Consider the following 18,481-nt stretch of genomic DNA (forward strand, 5'->3'; position numbering starts at 1 on the left):
AGATTAAAGTATTTAAAAAAACTGATTTTTCTTAGTTTAAATATAGTCTAAAAAACAAATCTAACTAAGAATGACTGACTCTCATGAGTATTTCCGCGATATTTTGCGCTCTTGCATTCCAGGAATATTTTTCTGTAATTAACGTATACGCTGTATCTACAAGTGATTGATATTTATCAATACTAGAAGCAGCATCTAGCACTGTGTTAGCAACTTCTTCGCTAGAGTATCCTGTTACTAACAGATGTTCTAAGTGGCGAAATTCTTCTAATCCTCGCAAGCCTTCTGGTGTTGATACAACTAACTTTTTACTGGCAAAATAATCTAATGCTTTATTGCGAGCGCCGCCTGCTACGGCTTGTTTTGAGAATGGCAGTAAAGCAATATCTGCATATTTAAGATGGGCAACAAAATCTTCTCTCCTAGGTAAAAATCCTAAAAAAGAGATATTAGAGGGTATTGGTTCTGAAATATCACTACTATCCCTGCCAATGACAATAAAATGTACTTTATCTTGATGACTTTCAAGGGATTTAGCAACCTCAATAGCCATTGATACAGACATATCATTAGTTGGAAATTGAAATGTTTTGGGAGCAATAAGAACCACTATTTTAGCTGGTCTGAATGCTTGATAGGGATCTGTATCAGGAAAAGCTTCAGTATTTAGTAAGTCTTCAGTCACTCCATTCCCGATGCAATAAATTTGCTGTGGAGTTATACCATACCATTGGGAAATTAGTCTAGGAATTGATTCACCTGCTGCAATAATCGGATTGCCAGAGAATATCAAAATTCCCTGAGCAATATATGTTTTAATACATTGTGCAAACTCTTTGAAAGGATTGGCAACTGAAAACAAGCGCATCCAGTATTCATACGGTGAAAATGTATGAAAATCAAATACAAGAGAGGAATTGCTGTATTTTCTAAGCTTTAATGAAATTAGAGCAGCCAATCCAGGTAGTGTTTCTTGAGCATACACAATATCTGGGCAGAACTCGTCGATGCACTTTTCTATAGCTTGAATATATGACTTTAAGCCTCTTGAACCAATCGAAAGAGAAGGTGCATAATTAACAGATGAACAATCTAAACCTAACTGAAAAACATCAAAATATTCCGTCAGATATTGTCCTAGATAAAAAGGTCTAGTAAATGCACCAAATGGTTGACTAGAATCGAGTGTTGAGACAATTAGTAAGCGTTTACCCATAGAATGATCAATGATTATTTGATTATTTAATAATTTAAAATTGCATTTGTCAAATTATTAAGATATTGATAAATTATCCAAATACTATTGACTCATGAATCTCGTGCGAGTATCAAACTTCTGAGTTAGTTTGATTGATGTCCTCAGCAAATGTGGGAGAAATCGCCAAATCCTTGTAACCAATAATTGCTCTGATATAAGGTAAGAACCAATAAAATATCCAAAATGGCCCAGAGTGTCTGCTACAAAATATAGTCCATGATTTCAATGGAAATCCTTTAATTTGCAGTACCTTTTTCAAGCGTTCTAATATATTTAAATTGGTATCTACCCAGCTGTTGCGGATAGAATTTTTATTACAAGTACCAATATATCCAGGAGCTACCCATATTTTACAACCCATTTTACGCGCTCTCAGGGCATAATCTAAATCTCCTAAACTGTGAACAAAGGCTGTATCAATATTGCCAACTTTTGCAGCAACACTTTTAGGAATTAGCACGCAGTTACCATACATAGCATCGCATTGTTGGATAACAGAACTTGGTTCTAAAAATTCAAACTTGTTGGAATACCACTTTTTAGATTTTACTGCTCCTCCATAGGTTGCTTTTCCTGTCATTGAGTCTCTAGTTGAACCAACTACAATTGAGTCTGGATAACCAAGTTCTGTCAAATTTTGATGAACCTGCAATAGTTTACTCACAGCATTGGCTTCCAGAAATGTGTCATCATTTAACCACAGATAATAATCATATTGATGTTTTATCGCCTCACCAAAGGCGAGATGCATTCCTCCCACCCAAAATAAATTGCCATTACCCTGAAGTATTTTTACCTCTGGGTATTCTGCTTTGATAGCCTCTGTAGTCCCATCAGAACTACCATCATCAGTTAAATAAACATCACAATGATTGTTTTGCTGATACAAAGCATTTAGACAGGCAAGAGTTGTATTCCGCCTGTTATAACATGTCATAATTACAGCTAAATTTGCTTGCTTCATTTCATTTACCTCATATAATAACTACTATCTATAAAAACAGTCAGGAAAATCATGCACTTTTATGCAACTTTTACAAATCTACCTTCATAATCCAAATATCAAATTTTTACTTTTTGTATATTTTTATGTAAACTTAAAATTTAACCATCTTTTCTATCCAGCCACTAAAATTAATATCTAAATTAAAGGTTTTTAGTTTTTGTTCCATTCTTCTGACCACTAACATATATCGATGCCAAACTGAGATGCGAGGCATATTAAGTCTGACAACCTCTTGACATAACCATCGATATTTATCTGAATTGATATTGATTTTTTTCAATCTTTTAATTTGTGCATTCCAATCGTTATAGAAAAATAAGTTGAAGTAATGAATGGATATAGTATCATCCCAATGTTTAATTTGTAGTTCTTTTGATAAACGGTTGTGTAAAGGTAATGGATAACTATAATTAGAAGGAAGATGTTCGACGTTTTCTTCCAACGCACATAAAGTTACAGACAAAACAGACTGCTCAACAAAATAAATACCCTGGGGAGGAGTAATATCTAAGCGCATTACTTTTTCAAAATTTTCTTTCCAAGTTGTAAATATACCTGCACTCCTTCTCACAGCAACCAAACCAGAGTTCCAATAGCCTCTGATTCTCTTATTACCAATTGGTGTGTCAACAAATACCTCACGTTTTACTCCCAGCACTTCATATAGTTTTTGCCAATACCATTCTTGAGGATCTTGTAGACCTGTAGAACCAATTCCTTGACCATACTCAGGACGCATTCGTACATTACACTTTGCTGGCAACAAAAATTCTTTTGGTTCCGAAAAAAAGCATTTATCACTGTCTAAAAAAACTAATATTTCTGCATCGATATTTTGTTCTGCATAGGCACAAACTAGAGGTTTATTAGCTAAATAGTATTCATGAAATTCTTGATTGATCGGAATTTGTTGATGGATAACCTGTAACGCTTCAAATGCTTGTTGAGTTTGTTTTAATATCGGTTCACCTACTCTGGGATGAAAGCTATATATAGGTGTATTTTTCAAGTCGCCGCAGAATTTACGAATACTTTCTGCAAGCATCAAAGATTGACCTTCTAAACGGCCAGGTTCTGTACAAATTATAAAAGCTATAGGTATTGACATATTATGAAGTATTGATTTACTAAACTAATTACTAAATGAAGATTTCTTTGCGATCATCAATATTTCCTGAAACAAAGCTGAATAACGACGTGCTTGAAGTTCTAGAGTGAATTCTTGTTCAACTTTTTCACGTGCATAAAATGATAGTTTTTGCAACCTCTGTTCATTTTCAAGTACCCAGGTAATCCCTTTGGCAAAATCCTCAACTTCATAAGGTTTAGCCAAATAGCCGTTCTGCTGATGATCAACAATATCTTTTAAGCCAGTAGAATTAAACGCCACAACTGGAGTACCACAAGCGAGGGATTCTGAAGCTGTCTGTCCAAAAGATTCTTGTAGAGACGGTACAAGCATCACATCTGCTGCTGAGTAAACAGTTGCTAGAGATATATCATCGTGTAAGTGTCCCAAATAGTGGGTTGTGAAACCTAAATCAGGTGGATTTTCGGGTTGAGATGCACCGAAAACAACAATCTCCAACTTATCTTTCCAGCCAGATTTGCTTAATTCTTGTAGTGCTGGTTGCAGGTAATGAAAACCTTTTCTATGGTCATTAGTTGCATCTAATGCTCCAAATAGAATAAGTTGTTTATCCAGAGGTAAATTGAGTAATTCCCGTGCTGAACCTTGATGAACAGGTTTATACTTTTGAGTATCCAGTCCATTCGGAATGACTTCAATTCGCAAGTTCTTAAACAGAGAACTAGACTTGGCGCATTTGGCTAACCAAGAACCGGGTGAAACAATTGTCAGATTTAAATTTTTCAAAGCTTTGGCTTTACGTTGCCATACCCAGTGGGATAAGTCCGAATCCTTTTTGCTATTGAGTTGAGGACAGGCTCCACAGGATATTTGGTAGCGATCGCAATCTCCAGCATAGCCGCATCCCCCAGTAAATGCCCACATATCATGAATTGTCCAGACCAAAGGGCGCTTTAGTTTCGCAAGAGTTTCAATTTGCATAAAAGCTGCGCTAATCCAATGCAAATTGATTATATCTGGATTAATCTGAGCAACTTGAGAAACTACTCTATCTGGCAACCATTGAATAAAAAACGGAGTATTTTGCTTTTGAGAATAAAGCTTCAAAGGCAAAGTTTCAAATGTCAACTTTGCTTTGGCGATACCTTGAAATAATCTAATCTTAGGCGCAATTACTGTTTTATCATCAGTAGATTTTTCTTGCACCAGCATTTGTGATTGTAAGTCAATATCTTGTAACCCTTTGTGCAAACGGTATGCGGCACGAGCCGCACCACCAGCCACATCCTGGGTACTAAGGAGCAAGACGTTCATATGAGTACTATTTAACTTTAAAAAACATGGTTGATAACACTGATTCTTTATCCCATAAAATCAGTATTATTTGTTTGGCTTGATGCCCTCACAATATAAAGATCCTGGTAGATATACTGTCCCATCAGCATTTATATCTAAGACTTCATTACTAAAGTTGGGAATATCACTTGTATGGGCATCTAAAAGTTTAATATCCGAAAAACCAACTCTTTGAAAGAGCGTTTTCATGCTATGGCTATCATACATCCACTTATGTTTTTCACCAAGAGAAGTTTCATCGATCATAGACTTGCGGACATACCGTGGTATTAACCTTTTTACCATGTCAATATAAAGGTATTTAAATTTGTTTCTGAGTTTATTGTGGTTGATACTAAAAACCTTTTGTAATAAAGAGTTGGTATTAGTTATTGCTACCTCTTCTTTGATATTCACACCTGTTCTTTCTTCTACATACTTGATGGATGATTCATCATTATTTTCAAGCACTTGTCGCCAATAAGTTTTCATCAAACCGCCATGTTTTGTTCTAACCAATTGGTCAATTAACTCAATAATAATCCATTCATATTGTTTCCTTGATTCTTCATGTTCAATACTGTCGATAATTCTTAAATATTCACGGCATGTTCGCTCTAAGTCAGGAACAACAATGCGTAAAATGCCTTGAGGTTTTAGAACTCTGTAGCATTCTTTCACTAACATTTCTCCCGTTTCCTTAGAGAAATGCTCTAGAACATGACTGCTATAAATTACATCAAAATAATCTTTAGGGTATGGAAGTGGTTGCAGTAAGTTATGAGCAATTACGTCAGGATGCTCAGAATTAAAATCTATATTTATCCATTCAGAAGAAAATCTGTGCCCACATCCAAAATTTAACTTTTTCATGTTTTCTCTCCTTTTAATTATGCAAGTATGTAAATTACTTACCTATTTATATATTGGTGCGCGCTGGGAACTAAGAGTCAGAGATAGAGAAGTGGTGACATACATTAACCAATTCCAACCAGGAATTAATAACCTTGCTTCTGAGAAATTCACTATGACGATAATAACTAGCATCTGCATTGGCCAATAATCTTCTGGTTTTTTTGCCACTGAAACGATTCGAGTCAGTGCCATTACAAAGAACCGGATAAATCCTGCTGCAAAAGTCAAGAAACCTAAAAATCCTAATTCTAACAATAGTTCTAAAAAGCCATTATGAGCATTACTGGCCCAATCGTAAGTAGCTCTCAGATTAGATGCAGCATTACTAGTCCAAAATGCCGAATATCCATAACCTAGCCAAGGTCTTTCCAAAACCTTAGCTATCACTAATTCCCAAAGATCAGAGCGTCCATTTAAGGTAAGGTCTTTGCCAGAAGTACCAACTACAGTTTCCGCATTATTGATTAGTAACATTGAAACAATAATCAGTAACATTAAAGCTGTAGTAATCATAATAACTTGTAGTTTATAATTAGTTTTTTTAAATGATTGATAGAAAGGTAAAAGTAATATCATTGTCAATAAGATAGCTAAAGACGTTGTGGAACGCGTCAGGATAATTAGACATACAGATACCCCACATATTGCCCACATCAACCATCGATATCGATTACTACTAAGGGCAAGATGCAAAAAAACTCCTGCACTCCAATTCATCATGTATCCTAATTCATTTTTATGACCATAAATTCCGCTCCACATATCTAATAATTCTGGTGCTGTGTGAATATAACCTGGTACGAATGCAGAGAATATCATAGATAATAATGTAGCTGCACCAAGCGCCCAAGCTATTAGCCTCATTTGTTCCCTAAGCGGATAACGCATTGCCAAATAGATGGCAATAAAATATATTCTGATTAGACCTTTTATATAATTAAGACTAGAATTTATATCTTCTGACCACAATACAGAAAATAGAACGATCGCTAGCAAAAAAAACTGTAAGGGACTTTTGGTAATTACATAAATAAAACCTTTCCAGTATAAAAGAAAAAAATAAAATAGAATTAAATATGAAACTATATTGAACAAAGTATCTACCTTATCGCCTCCGAGGGTAGACATAGAGACTTCTTGTGCAGGATGTATTGTTAATGCACCTACAGCAATGAGTAATAGCAAAATAGTTAGTATTTTTTCCGTTAATTTTACCTTCATCGCTGACATTTAATTTCTTAATTTACTAAATATATCACTATTTTTTTATGGCTGAGTAATTCAATCTTTTCTTTACTTCCTCTTTAAAAATATCCAATGCAGTTGCTTTATAAACTGTTTTCTGCGTAAAGTTATCTGCCTCTATATTCCGCACAATAAACGGTGGATGTTTTAAGGGAAATTCCATCGCTTGCATGGACATATTAATGAATGAAAATTCTTGATTGGAAGTGAAATGAGTCGCGTCTGCACCAACACCAACATTAGAGATTAAATTGACGTTGGGAATAACGCTTAAGCTACCCTGTATCCAGCAAGCAAATGTCCATTGGTAATCCCAGGTTATACCTGTAGGATTGTTATAAACAGACTGAAATATTCGTCGCCAATAACTTACTGCTTTTGGGTCTACAAGAATATCATGTAAAAGGTTTTCTGCTTGCACCTCTTTCCAGAGTTTGATCGTCAAATCATAATGTTGCCAAGCACGTCTCCAACTTGCCCAGCCCCAACAATGGTTGTAACGAGATAGATAGTAACTATAATTTGTGCGTTTTCGTCCAAATTGAAGATTTTGAGCAGAGATGGTGGCAATTCTGGTATCGTTTCTATATTTTTCTAGTAGTTCTTCACTAAATCTGAAAAATGTTGGGTGAGGGATACAATCATCTTCTAAAATAATTGTTTCTTCAACATTATTAAATACCCAATCTAAACCACTAGAGACTCGTTTTGCACAACCTAAGTTGACATCAGAATAATTTTTGATAACTTCGCAGTCCCAATCAACTCTCTCAATAATTGCCCTAGTTGCTTCACACTTTTCTGCCTCATCTTCACGGTCAGTGCGTGGGCCATCTGCAATTACAAAAAGTTTTGTTGGTTTGGCTTGGCGAATAGCTTCAAAAACTTTCTCTGTTGTTTGTGGGCGCTTAAAAACAATAAAAGTTACTGGTGTTTCCATCATAATCAAGGTTAAATAATAATGATCAATATTTGTAAAAAGGAATAAGCGATCGCACCTGAATTTTAAATATTTTCTGTGTTCTTGGATCAAATGCGTTGCACACAAAAGCAGCAGCAGCTTGAGATATGATTGTTGCGATCGCAGCCCCAAGTCCTGCATACTTAGGAATCAGGAATAAATTCAGAATAATGTTTAGGATTGCTCCAAATAAAGTCTTACCTAAAGAAACGTGGTTCAAACCTTCAGCAATAAACCAAGGTGATGTTGCAAGACCCATAAATACAAACAAAGAAGTCCAAATATGAACTGCTAATATTGATCCTGCTTCTGCATATCCACTTCCAAACATCACCATAATTATCTTGTCAGATAGAAATGACATTGGAAGCGCAATTGCCAAAGATATACATGTCATTAGACTTAGTAATTGTCCGATTCGCTGATAGTAAAGACTTTCAGATTTTTCCTTAGCTGCGTAAATTGCAGGAGCAACAGAAGAAACAATAGCCCCCGGAATAAAATACCAAATTTCAGAAATCCTGACAGCAGCAGTATAAACTCCAACTTCACTATTTCCGATCATGTGGCCTAACATCACTTGATCTATTTTCATAAAAATCAGGATAGCGAACCCCGAAAAAATTAGAGGTAAACTCTCTTTCAGAAGAGTTTTGGCAGCAGAAAAACTCCAACGCCATAACCACAACGAAGACCCTTTAACTTGGTAAACAATCAGCAAGCCAATTGCACTCATCGCAAATTCTGCTAATGTTACCCAAGCAAAAGCTAACAATGGTGCTTTTGTTAAAATTAGTGCGATTTTGATGGCACTATTTAGCAGAAACGCTGTGTTCTTAGCAATCACAGTGTATTTTGACTGCACCTGTGATTGAAACCACAGTTCAACAGTATCAGCCGCCCTAAAAATTCCTGCCATTGCTAAAATTGCAACTAGCCATATCTTCAGTGTTTCCTGCTCACCTAAGAAAAACATAGTGCTAACTGCCAATAAGACAGAAGCAATTCCACCCAGCAACTTTAGCCAAAAAGTGGTTCCTAAGATTTCCTCTTTGTTTGATGATTGACGCACAAGATGGCGAACTACTACGTCGTCCAGTCCTAGAGTGAAAATTGGGCTAAATAAGGTAACAAAAGCTAAAGCATAGTTAAAGACACCATATTGCTGTACTCCTAAGTAGCGTGCTATCCATACTCCTACGACTAAGCTTGCACCCATACGTAGAATACGGTCAGCAAACAACCAACTTGTATTGGCAATAATTGCACGCAGTCCAGAACGAGATTTAAGTTTTGATAAGTTTTTAATTTTTAGTTTACTTAACATTATTTTTATGAATTAATCATGTAAGGTTCTCATATCCCTATCAATATCGCCTACAATACTTTTAATTTCCCAGTCATAAAAGTTTTCAAAAAATAGCTACATAAGAAAACAATGCCCTTTGTTTTCCAAAATAAGTTATGCTCAAACAAAAATATTATTTTTAAATATGAAATAAAATCTTGATATTTTGGACATGGTATTGTTTTTAACTCATTTAGAGATGTGAAAGCCAATAATAAGGGTAAACTCAAATTATTTTTTTGCAGAATGTAATTAAATAAGGAATTGCGTTTCCAGAATCTCTTGTATTCATAGTTGTTATCTATGTCTAAAAATTTCTTGTTATGATACTGGTTATTTTTATGTATTCTATACATCACTAAAGGTTTAGATATATAAAACTTTTTAGCTCCTACTAAAGATGCTCCCCATACCAGACAGTCATCAGCCCTTACACGCCAATCTTCTACATTTGGAATAGGCAAAAATTTTCTAATTATTTCTCTACGGATTGATAATGTTGAAGTTATGGAGCCAATCCATTCACCACTATATAAAGTTCTGATTACTGAATAACCCAAATCTGAATCGACAGCATCAGCTTGAAATGTTTCTTCTACTGCCCCAAATTTGTTATACGCACAAAAAACAAAATCACATTCACTACGTCTCTTATAAAAATTTAATGCAGTTTCTAAATATTGAGGTTCATAAATATCATCGGCATCTAAAAAAAATATAATGTCTCCAGTTGCAGCTAAAAAACCTTCGTTGAATGATGATAGTTGTCCTTGATTTTTTTGTTTCAAGATAGATTTAACATTAGTTACTTGAGTAAATTTCGTGATTACTTCTACCGAATTATCTGTGGATGCGTCATCAACAATAATAATCTCATCAAATTTAACTGTTTGATTTAAAGCGCTATTAACCGCCTCTGAGAGAAATTCGGCGTAATTGTAATTATTAATTAAACAAGATGTTTTGATTTTATTTTTATCCATACAAAATGCCTCAATAGATAACAAAATAAGACGGAAATATTTTTGGTAACCGATAATTACCAATAAGCCGGATATTTTGAGGGACTTGTAGGGACATCATCAGGTCTACACCTAACCCAGGATTCATTATAAAGAGACTGAAAAAATGGAATCTTATCCCAACGGTTGCCTTTAATTCCAAAAAGAATTTGAGTTGCTCCTCCAAGGTGGAGAGCCTGTTTACCAAGAGATTTAATGTAAGCAGCTAATGGAAGTCCATAAGCACCACATCCGATAATAGCTATGTCAAAATCTTGATCTTTAATCTTGTTACACATCCAATCATAAGCATCGAACCAAGTATTGAACTGGGTTTGAGTTCCCGCTAGAGACTGTACGGCTTTGAAGGTAATTAATTCAAATTCAGGCAGAATATTTTGGTTTTCAAAAAGTAACTTTCTATTGTTTTTATATTGCGATGAAATTGTTTCTGCAAAAGGATGAATGACTAAAACCTTTTTTCCCTCAAGATTCTTGCTCCAAGGGTCGTTGTGATAATAAGGTTCAAGCGTATTTAATTCTACAAAAGAAGCTTTTGGGCATGAATTTCTGATAATTTCTGGCTCTCCAGTTTGAAACCATACTCCTAAAACATCTATAGATTTTGACGATTCTAGAAAAAGTTGACTAAATCGATCTAGATGTTTTTTATCTGCTGGGAAAAATCCAGAATCATTAGATATTGACTCAAATATAGATCCCTTGTAGCCTCCTTTCAGATATTCATGCACACAATAAGCTTCTGTGCTACCAAAGCGAGAAATCATAAAAGGTTTACTATCTTTAATAAGATTGGTAACTAATTCATTACTCTGTTGAGGAGATAAAATTTGCTGATATATATCGTAGTTTTTTACATGATTTTTGAGAATTATTGCCTTTGTGTAAATAGAGCCTTTCCATTTAGCTAATGGAGTATTTGATTTTACGAATTGCTTGAGATTTTTACTTAATGTCATTAATTTAGTCCTACAGTCAAAAATTTTGTTTTAAATGGTTGTAGTCAGATTCGCTTTCGGAATTTATCGAAGAACTTAACGCTCTTTGGAAAATTTTGTTAGGCTGCTAGATACTAAATCTTGTTCAATTTGTCGTTTTTTGTTGTCATAAAAATAATTATTAGGTTCATTTTTAGTATTCACACCATTGATAACTATCCCTAATACCTTCTGACCTGACTGAGTTAAAAACTCTTTAGCTGCATTCGCACTGTTCAGGTCAACTACTCCAGGACGAACGACTAATAAGATACCGTCAGTGAGTGTACTTAGAACAGCAGCATCAGCTATTCCTGACAGAGGAGGAGTATCAAAAATCACTAAATCATAATCTCTCCCAAAGCTGCTAATTAATGTTGCCATGCGTTGAGAATCTAGCATTGCAACTGGATTGGGAGGTAAAACTCCAGAAGTAAGAACCTCAAGATTAGGCATAACTTCTTGTACGACTGTATCTAAAGAGGCTTGTCCAATAATTACATTACTTAGTCCCATTGCATTTGGTAGCCCCCAGATATGATGCTGTATGGGATGACGCATATCTGCATCCACCAATAACACCCGACGCCCTGCCTGAGCCATAGTCACAGCTAGATTTGCAGATACGTCAGACTTTCCTTCTTTGGCAACGGAACTTGTAATTACAATGCTTTTAAGCGGTTTATCAGAACAGAGAAACTTCAAGTTAACTTGTAGTATTTGGTATGCATTACCAACAGGGAAGTAAGGAATATCTCTGCCAATAATTTTGGGAATAGCTCTATCGAGTCCTGCTATAGAAGAAGACTCTTTACCATTTCTACCTTGTGTAGGAATTACACCTAAAACACTGTATCTCAAGACTTCTTTAGCTTCTTTGACGGTCTTCACCGAGCGGTCTATTAAGTCTAAACCAAAGGCGATAATGATACCTAAGAAAAGACCAATTCCTCCTCCACCAACAATAAATAAGATTTTGCGAGGCCCTTCTGCTTTATCGGGAATTAAGGCATAGGAAATCACACGAGCATTAGGAATCTTTTGATTCTGTGCAACATCAATTTCTTGGCGTTTCTTTAAGAGTGTTTCGTAAGTCGTTTGAGCCGCTTGCAGTTTCCGTTCTAGCTCTCGTTGGCTTTGTTCTAGCCTTGGCAAATTATTTGCTCGTTTGATGTAGGCATCTTGCTGTCGCAAGAGTGTGCCAATTTGTCTTTCTAGACCAACCCGTTCTGCCTGAGCACGAGTAATATCTGCAATTAGGCTTTGCCGGAGTTGTCCAACCTGTAAACTTCCCTCTGTTATCTGTGCTGTACCCGCTACTTGTCCTACCCGCTCTTTTAGCAAGCTTTTAAGAGCTGTGACCTTTTCTTCTAAGTTAGTGATGGTAGGGTGTTCAGGTTCAAAACGAGTCCGCTCTAGTGCTAGTTGACTTTCTGTTTCTTGAAGTTGAATAAGCACTTTTTGAACCCCAGGTGCTTGACTCAAGTCAGATGCGATTACACCTTGCTGTGAATCTACTTGAGCTTCACTGCGTAACTGTTCTAAACGACCTTTGACATCATCTAGTTGAGCTAAAGCTTGAGAAATTTGGTTTCCTAACTTGGAAATCGTATCGACTGCTGCGGTTGCTTCTTGTTCTAGGACAACAATTTTATTCGTTTCTTTAAATAGTCGCAGTTTTGATTCGGCTCTTCTGACAATTTCCTCAGCTTTGGGTACTTCCGTTACGAGAACTTGTTTGGCTGTCAGTGCTTCATTCTGATTAGCCTTGATATTTAGGTCGATATAACTGTCGATAACTTCATTGACGATTTTGGCAGCCAGTTCTGGGTCGCCGCCTTTATAAGAAAGTTGTACAACATCAGTGCCTTTGATTCCTTCTATTTTTAGTTGTTTTGCCAGGTCGGGAATCGACAGCGGTTTGCCTTGACTATCTTTGAGCTTGAGAGAATTAATTGTTTTCTCAATCACTGGATTTGATCCAATAACTCTCACCTGAGTTTCTAGGGGATTGTCATTTACGTTCAAAGCCTCCAGGCGTCCTATGTCTTGTGGTAACCCTGTGAGTGAGGAAGATCGATTTGTTTTAATCATCAAGCTTCCTTCTGCTTTGTATGAGGGTTTTAGGGAAAATGCATACAAGCATCCAAGGGTAACAGCTATGCTAAAAATTCCGACTAGAGGTAACCAACGCCGTTGAATAACTTCTAAGTATTTTTGAATATTTACTTCTTCAAAGTTGGGTAAAGATTCCATTGTCATAATATATACAAACTTTTTTTTATAAAAAACTGACTATTTACTTGCAGGAGATTTTTCTCAGTATTGTACTGGTAGTAGGACTGTAGTCTACTTTGCGATGGTAATATTTGCGTTGATTCTCACCTAATGCTTTTTTTACTAAGGTTGTTCAATATCTGAAGTCAACTAATACTTTTAGCAGTCTCAATTTTGACTTAGATTTTTTGATATTCTCCTGACATCAAAAACAGGATAACTCACAACTTTTTCCCTGATTTAGTGGCTTTTCATCATTTTGATTAATTTTGGTTAACTTAGTTTTATGTTGTTACTGATGCAAGTATTGATTAGTAATCTAACACTCAACATCATATTATGTAAGAACACTGAATTTGATAACTTTACAAAAAATTCATACAAGAAGCTGGTATATTCGCTATCGGTTTACTGATTTTGAAAAGACAAGGGGAGTTAATTCTTTTAGGGTAAGCGATATAACAATTGTGTCACTAGACAAGGAGTGAAACCACTTTAGAGATCAGCTTTATGTAGTGGAAAGAGACATTTAGAAAGACTATATAGATATTTACGTAAGTGGCTTCGAAGCTTTCAGCAACAATTAATTGTTGCTCTGAATAATGGCCAATCTGGGAAATGATATGGGATTGGCAAGAATAAAATTGTGTGATTTTAGTATCGAAAATTTAATGATTCGCGAACAGTTTAATTGACCCAGACTGGTGAAAAACTTTTTTGATGTGGCTTGAGGTGTGAAAACTACAACACAGTGCCCGTCCTTGGGTTTATATCCCGGTTTTTTGGCTTGCCCGTAAATTTGCAATTATCTTGTTTGTATTCTGCAATTGAGGCACAATACTACTTCCAAGATTTATCTAAGAGTGTATATGTTGTCTTATACGTGTAACTACAGGGTAGCACGCATGATAGATAAACGGCTAGTAAGTAAGTTGACATAGTAAAATCAAACTATGTGAAGAAAGATAAAGTAGGATAAAACCCTTTTCCCTTCTGTCTCCTGCTTGATCGCAACGACAAATTTTTACGCTGACCGATTGAGTGCGGCTAAGTAGGATGGATTAATCTATATCTGACTAGTACAGTACTGCTAAAATCCAGCTACTATCACAATTAAGCAGATAAAGGGCTTAACTCGCATTTCTCACAAGCTTTGCGATCGCTAATTTCGTAATCTTTGCCAGAGTGGCTTTTGAGCCTTTTTCTTGGTTAATAATTTTGGCACAATCCAAAACGCATAAATCTAGGTTTTATAAGGCTTTGACAGATGTGGTGAAAAATCAAGGTTAAGCCTCTTGTTAAAGGTAGGCAAATTTTCGCGACAATGTACCTTATATCTCACTATATTTTTAATGAAGTTTAGGCATATTTCTTACTACCTGTGTTAATCTGAAGTACCCAAACTAGGTTGCTATTTGTTGCTTTCTGTATCTAGCCAATTGTAATTATTAAACTGACATTAAATGTTGAGAGATTGAATTATGAAATCCTCTTCTATTATCTTAGTCGTTGTGATTAGCGCCCTTGCTCTCTCCCAGAAAGCCTATGCTAACCAAGAGAATGTTCCTATGACAACAGACGATCGCAATCAGGCTGGAGTTTTATTGACAGAACCAGCCACGATTAACGCTACATGGAGTAATTTTATCGGACAGACTAATAATCCCAAACAAACTACTGAATCAATTTCGCTAGTGCAGGAGCAAGGATGCCCAAAGATTAACCCGCTTGAGTTCATCAATAACCCAGAGTCTTTCTTTAAGCAATGTCAGAAGCCAGCAAATACCGAAACTTCTCAAAGTACTGAGCCAATTGAGTATTTCAAGGTTCCTAAGCTGGATTCTGGTCTTAGGGTGACAGTTACTCAATTTTAATATAGCAATTCGATAGCGAAGCGGTAGCGAGTCTTGTCTACGATACGCTACGCGAACGAGCGTCTTTGATTTGGAGAATCACTCGTAGAGGTAAGGGACTGGGGACTCAACTTAAGGTGAAAACGAGTAAGCGAGAAAACTGTGAGATGTTTCTTGGTTAAAAGTCTGAGATTATTACCACTTCTCCAAGAGTGGGTAATCTTGTTGTTCAAGTTGTGCTGTACAACAATGAGCACCCGCCCCTAAACAAAAATCTTTTCGCTTCAACAGGATATTAGTGGCGATCGCGGGTGTTTGTATCTTGCCAAGTATTATCCTTGGTGTTAATGTGACCACTGTTACTACTTTTAGTCTATAAAATGTTTCCAAAAGTAATCAAATTGATAATACCGCATCTAATGCAGATGTCTGCGTGCAGTATGACACAAGTGCAATTGTCACAGATATCTGCGTCTTTGTGATCTTAAAGCCCGAATTATATGTATTTGACCAAACTGCTGAAGAAAGGCGTGCTTGAGCAGGAGAGGGGCTTTATTTCGTGTTTAACAATCGCCTGCTATAGGAATCCGCTTTGATTTCTGAACGAATTTGCGTAGACAGGCAATAGGCAATAGGCAATAGGCAATAGGCAACAGGCAACAGGCAACAGGAAAGAAGGCTTCTTAGTTGTACTGAGTTTTTTCACCAAATCAAATATGAGTCCTATATGTACTCAGCTTCATCATGATTGGATTATCTAGTAAAAAAATAGAGGTAAAAAATGGACATTTGATAAGAGTTACATAGAAGAGGTATGACCAGAATATTAGTATTTAAATAAATAATATTTTTGTTATTTAATAATTCTGATTTATTTGGAGAGTTGCTGTTAATTTTTTATCTTTTGGGTAATGAAATTGTTGCTTGGTAAGCTTGTTATTCTTTCCAGTAAATGCATTGGATAATTAGACTAAACATAATTCGTGTTTGAAAATATGCAAAAATCAATAAAAAAGGAGTGTAATTACTTCAAGTTATATGCTGATAATACTTTAGGTAATTGATTTGTGACTGGTGATGATGTTAGTATTAAAGGGTGGGTTGATTTTGGGTTTATTATCTCCAACAATTAACTTGTAATGTATCATAAGACCAAAATTCATCAGTATTGCCAATTGCATTGATTAGCAGTGTGAAGTGACTATGGGTCTGAATATCTAGACTTGATACCAATAAATTGATGAGGTTACAGAGGAGCAAATAACCATGAGCAACTTAACATCTCCACCTACCGAAGTTCAAAAAACGAAGAAAAAAAGTTTAGCCGCAGATAAAAAGCCTCGAGTTACAGATGATATTGTGCGTAGTTATCTGCAAGAGATCGGGCGTGTAGATTTGTTGACTCGCGAACAAGAGGTTATTTTTGCCCAACAGGTGCAGCAAATGATGAATTTATTAGCTGCTAAGGAAGAATTGGCTGTGAAATTAAATCATGAACCAACGCTGCAAGAATGGGCAGATCAGTTGGAGTCAAGTGTTGAGGTGTTAGAGCAACAGCTAAGTCAAGGACACCAAGCCAAGCAGAAAATGATTCAGGCTAATCTCCGGTTAGTGGTAGCAGTGGCGAAGAAATACCAGCACCGCAACTTGGAATTTATGGATTTAATTCAAGAAGGTACTTTAGGTTTAGAGCGAGGAGTGGATAAATTTGATCCCGCTCTTGGTTATAAGTTTTCAACCTACGCTTACTGGTGGATTCGTCAAGGAATTACACGAGCGATCGCTCAACAAGGACGGACAATTCGTTTACCGATCCACGTCTTTGAGAAACTGAACAAAATTAAACGGGTGCAGCGAGAATTATCTCAACAGTTGGGCCGCGTTCCCACTACTGCGGAAATTGCCAGCGCTTTATCTTTGACACCCAGCCAAGTTAGAGAGTGTTTGTACTTGGCCCGCCAACCTTTCTCCTTAGAGGCGCGAGTTGGTGAACAACAGGATACAGAATTGCAGGACATACTGGAGGATGATGGCCCTTCTCCCGAAGACTATGCTGTTGAAGAATCTCTGCATCAAGACTTACAAGACTTGTTAGCAAAGCTGTCTCCCCAGCAGCGAGAAATATTAACCTTGCGCTTTGGTCTTACTGATGGCTATGAACTTTCTTTAGCACAGATTGGCGATCGCATGGGTATTAGTCGAGAACGGGTGCGTCAGATAGAACAAAAAGCTCTCAGTCTCCTCCGACGCCAAAAGGAACAAGTACGTAGTTATCTAGCTAGCTAAGGTTATTTCTTACAAGAGTTTAGGTATTTAAACTCACAAATTCACCATCGTGACTAGATAAAATTCAGTCATTTTGGGGGAAAATAAACCTAACTAATCTCTCTCGAAGATTTGATATGAGCACACCAAAAACAGTGCAACAATTGCAGGTAGAATGGGTGACTTCTGAAAACTTTCGGCGTTATGGACAGGTAATTTTTGCAAGTCTTGATGGCAAAAGTTACGATGGAGAAGATGCCCAGTTAAACCTGCAAAACGGGATTCCACGATTTTATATTATGCGGTTGGAGAAGAGAGGGCGAAAGTTTCACAAAATTACTCGCCATCTGCAATGCACTCAATGTCTGGGTTCTTTGGAAGGGAAAGATTGGTTAATTGCAGTTTGTCCTCCTCATAATGATGTGAATGAACCAGCATTAGAAGAGATGGCTGCTTTCCGGATTCCGGGGAATTGTTTTATCAAGCTACATGAGGGTACTTGGCACGCTGGCCCCCATTTTGACCATGAAGCTGTGGATTTTTATAATTTGGAACTAGCTGATACAAATATGGTGGATCATTTCACCCATGATTTTTTTAAGAGTCATCAATTAGAGTTTGAGATGGTTTAGGTAAAAGCTAGCAATAGCTTCGCTGCGGGCTACATAACCCGCCAGAGAATGAATTCTCTGGCTCATAGCTAAAGTCTACTGAAGTAGACTGAATATTTTTGGGGATATCTAGTCATCTGAAGATGACTTTCGCTATGATTCTTGGAACTGAAGTTCCTTGCGGGACATAGTTTTTGCGTTAAGTTGACACCAATGATTCATGAATTGCCCCTACAGCGTATAGTTTTGCGTAAGTCCTAATTCTAAAAAGGTATCCGTAACCAACGAATCACAATATCGGATAAACGATCGCGCCAT

Annotated in this window: 14 protein-coding genes and 1 pseudogene; 4 read left to right on the forward strand and 11 right to left on the reverse strand. The window is 36.5% G+C overall.

Annotated features, from left to right (window positions below):
* Positions 1-64: 64 nt before the first annotated feature.
* The 11 genes from A4S05_RS28945 to A4S05_RS28995 form a co-directional block, all read right to left on the reverse strand.
* Entirely contained in the window at positions 65-1,216 is a 1,152-nt protein-coding gene (locus tag A4S05_RS28945) for a glycosyltransferase family 4 protein (protein WP_069073231.1), read from the reverse strand.
* Positions 1,217-1,328: 112 nt separating this feature from the next.
* On the reverse strand, positions 1,329-2,222 hold the full coding sequence (locus tag A4S05_RS28950) for a glycosyltransferase family 2 protein (protein ID WP_069073232.1): 894 nt from the start codon (positions 2,220-2,222) through the stop codon (positions 1,329-1,331).
* 133 nt (positions 2,223-2,355) lie between these two features.
* Positions 2,356-3,372 (reverse strand): hypothetical protein, encoded by a 1,017-nt coding sequence (locus tag A4S05_RS28955; protein WP_069073233.1) that lies wholly within the window; start codon positions 3,370-3,372, stop codon positions 2,356-2,358.
* A 24-nt stretch (positions 3,373-3,396) separates the two neighbouring features.
* A complete protein-coding gene (locus tag A4S05_RS28960; RefSeq protein ID WP_069073234.1) occupies positions 3,397-4,668 on the reverse strand; it encodes a glycosyltransferase family 4 protein in 1,272 nt (423 codons plus the stop codon).
* Positions 4,669-4,734: 66 nt separating this feature from the next.
* The gene (locus A4S05_RS28965) at positions 4,735-5,562 is read right to left on the reverse strand and encodes a class I SAM-dependent methyltransferase (RefSeq protein WP_069073235.1); all 828 of its coding nucleotides are present in this window, start codon (positions 5,560-5,562) and stop codon (positions 4,735-4,737) included.
* A gap of 42 nt (positions 5,563-5,604) precedes the next feature.
* The gene (locus A4S05_RS28970; protein ID WP_084227313.1) at positions 5,605-6,834 is read right to left on the reverse strand and encodes an O-antigen ligase family protein; all 1,230 of its coding nucleotides are present in this window, start codon (positions 6,832-6,834) and stop codon (positions 5,605-5,607) included.
* Between the two features lie 28 nt (positions 6,835-6,862).
* Positions 6,863-7,789 carry a glycosyltransferase family protein gene (locus A4S05_RS28975; RefSeq protein ID WP_069073236.1) on the reverse strand — a complete coding sequence of 309 codons (927 nt, stop codon included), beginning with the start codon at positions 7,787-7,789 and terminating at the stop codon, positions 6,863-6,865.
* Between the two features lie 25 nt (positions 7,790-7,814).
* Complete coding sequence (locus tag A4S05_RS28980) at positions 7,815-9,137, reverse strand: flippase (RefSeq protein ID WP_069073237.1); 1,323 nt, start codon at positions 9,135-9,137, stop codon at positions 7,815-7,817.
* A 50-nt stretch (positions 9,138-9,187) separates the two neighbouring features.
* Entirely contained in the window at positions 9,188-10,141 is a 954-nt protein-coding gene (locus A4S05_RS28985; RefSeq protein ID WP_069073238.1) for a glycosyltransferase family 2 protein, read from the reverse strand.
* A 56-nt stretch (positions 10,142-10,197) separates the two neighbouring features.
* Positions 10,198-11,139: a hypothetical protein gene (locus A4S05_RS28990; protein ID WP_069073239.1), complete on the reverse strand. Its 942-nt coding sequence runs from the start codon at positions 11,137-11,139 to the stop codon at positions 10,198-10,200.
* A 75-nt stretch (positions 11,140-11,214) separates the two neighbouring features.
* Positions 11,215-13,419, reverse strand: a complete 2,205-nt coding sequence (locus tag A4S05_RS28995; protein ID WP_069073240.1) for a GumC family protein — start codon at positions 13,417-13,419, stop codon at positions 11,215-11,217.
* 1,496 nt (positions 13,420-14,915) lie between these two features.
* Between A4S05_RS28995 and A4S05_RS29000 the strand changes: the two genes are divergently transcribed.
* From A4S05_RS29000 to A4S05_RS29010, 4 genes and pseudogenes are all read left to right on the forward strand, one after another.
* The gene (locus A4S05_RS29000) at positions 14,916-15,308 is read left to right on the forward strand and encodes a hypothetical protein (RefSeq protein WP_069073241.1); all 393 of its coding nucleotides are present in this window, start codon (positions 14,916-14,918) and stop codon (positions 15,306-15,308) included.
* A gap of 370 nt (positions 15,309-15,678) precedes the next feature.
* Positions 15,679-15,825 (forward strand): annotated as a pseudogene (locus A4S05_RS44340) (DUF3172 domain-containing protein); the annotation flags it as partial.
* Between the two features lie 728 nt (positions 15,826-16,553).
* Positions 16,554-17,573 (forward strand): RpoD/SigA family RNA polymerase sigma factor, encoded by a 1,020-nt coding sequence (locus tag A4S05_RS29005; RefSeq protein ID WP_176727140.1) that lies wholly within the window; start codon positions 16,554-16,556, stop codon positions 17,571-17,573.
* A gap of 116 nt (positions 17,574-17,689) precedes the next feature.
* A complete protein-coding gene (locus A4S05_RS29010; protein ID WP_069073242.1) occupies positions 17,690-18,184 on the forward strand; it encodes an ureidoglycolate lyase in 495 nt (164 codons plus the stop codon).
* The last annotated feature ends 297 nt before the right edge of the window (positions 18,185-18,481 follow it).

This window comes from Nostoc sp. KVJ20 (genome assembly GCF_001712795.1).
GTDB lineage: Bacteria > Cyanobacteriota > Cyanobacteriia > Cyanobacteriales > Nostocaceae > Nostoc.

Coding starts and splice junctions, on each gene's coding strand:
- A4S05_RS29010 (WP_069073242.1), top strand. CDS start 17,690: ATGAGCACACCAAAAACAGTGCAACAATTGCAGGTAGAATGGGTGACT.
- A4S05_RS28965 (WP_069073235.1), bottom strand. CDS start 5,562: ATGAAAAAGTTAAATTTTGGATGTGGGCACAGATTTTCTTCTGAATGG.
- A4S05_RS28985 (WP_069073238.1), bottom strand. CDS start 10,141: ATGGATAAAAATAAAATCAAAACATCTTGTTTAATTAATAATTACAAT.
- A4S05_RS29000 (WP_069073241.1), top strand. CDS start 14,916: ATGAAATCCTCTTCTATTATCTTAGTCGTTGTGATTAGCGCCCTTGCT.
- A4S05_RS28945 (WP_069073231.1), bottom strand. CDS start 1,216: ATGGGTAAACGCTTACTAATTGTCTCAACACTCGATTCTAGTCAACCA.
- A4S05_RS28960 (WP_069073234.1), bottom strand. CDS start 4,668: ATGAACGTCTTGCTCCTTAGTACCCAGGATGTGGCTGGTGGTGCGGCT.
- A4S05_RS29005 (WP_176727140.1), top strand. CDS start 16,554: ATGAGCAACTTAACATCTCCACCTACCGAAGTTCAAAAAACGAAGAAA.
- A4S05_RS28950 (WP_069073232.1), bottom strand. CDS start 2,222: ATGAAGCAAGCAAATTTAGCTGTAATTATGACATGTTATAACAGGCGG.
- A4S05_RS28995 (WP_069073240.1), bottom strand. CDS start 13,419: ATGACAATGGAATCTTTACCCAACTTTGAAGAAGTAAATATTCAAAAA.
- A4S05_RS28980 (WP_069073237.1), bottom strand. CDS start 9,137: ATGTTAAGTAAACTAAAAATTAAAAACTTATCAAAACTTAAATCTCGT.
- A4S05_RS28955 (WP_069073233.1), bottom strand. CDS start 3,372: ATGTCAATACCTATAGCTTTTATAATTTGTACAGAACCTGGCCGTTTA.
- A4S05_RS28990 (WP_069073239.1), bottom strand. CDS start 11,139: ATGACATTAAGTAAAAATCTCAAGCAATTCGTAAAATCAAATACTCCA.
- A4S05_RS28970 (WP_084227313.1), bottom strand. CDS start 6,834: ATGTCAGCGATGAAGGTAAAATTAACGGAAAAAATACTAACTATTTTG.
- A4S05_RS28975 (WP_069073236.1), bottom strand. CDS start 7,789: ATGGAAACACCAGTAACTTTTATTGTTTTTAAGCGCCCACAAACAACA.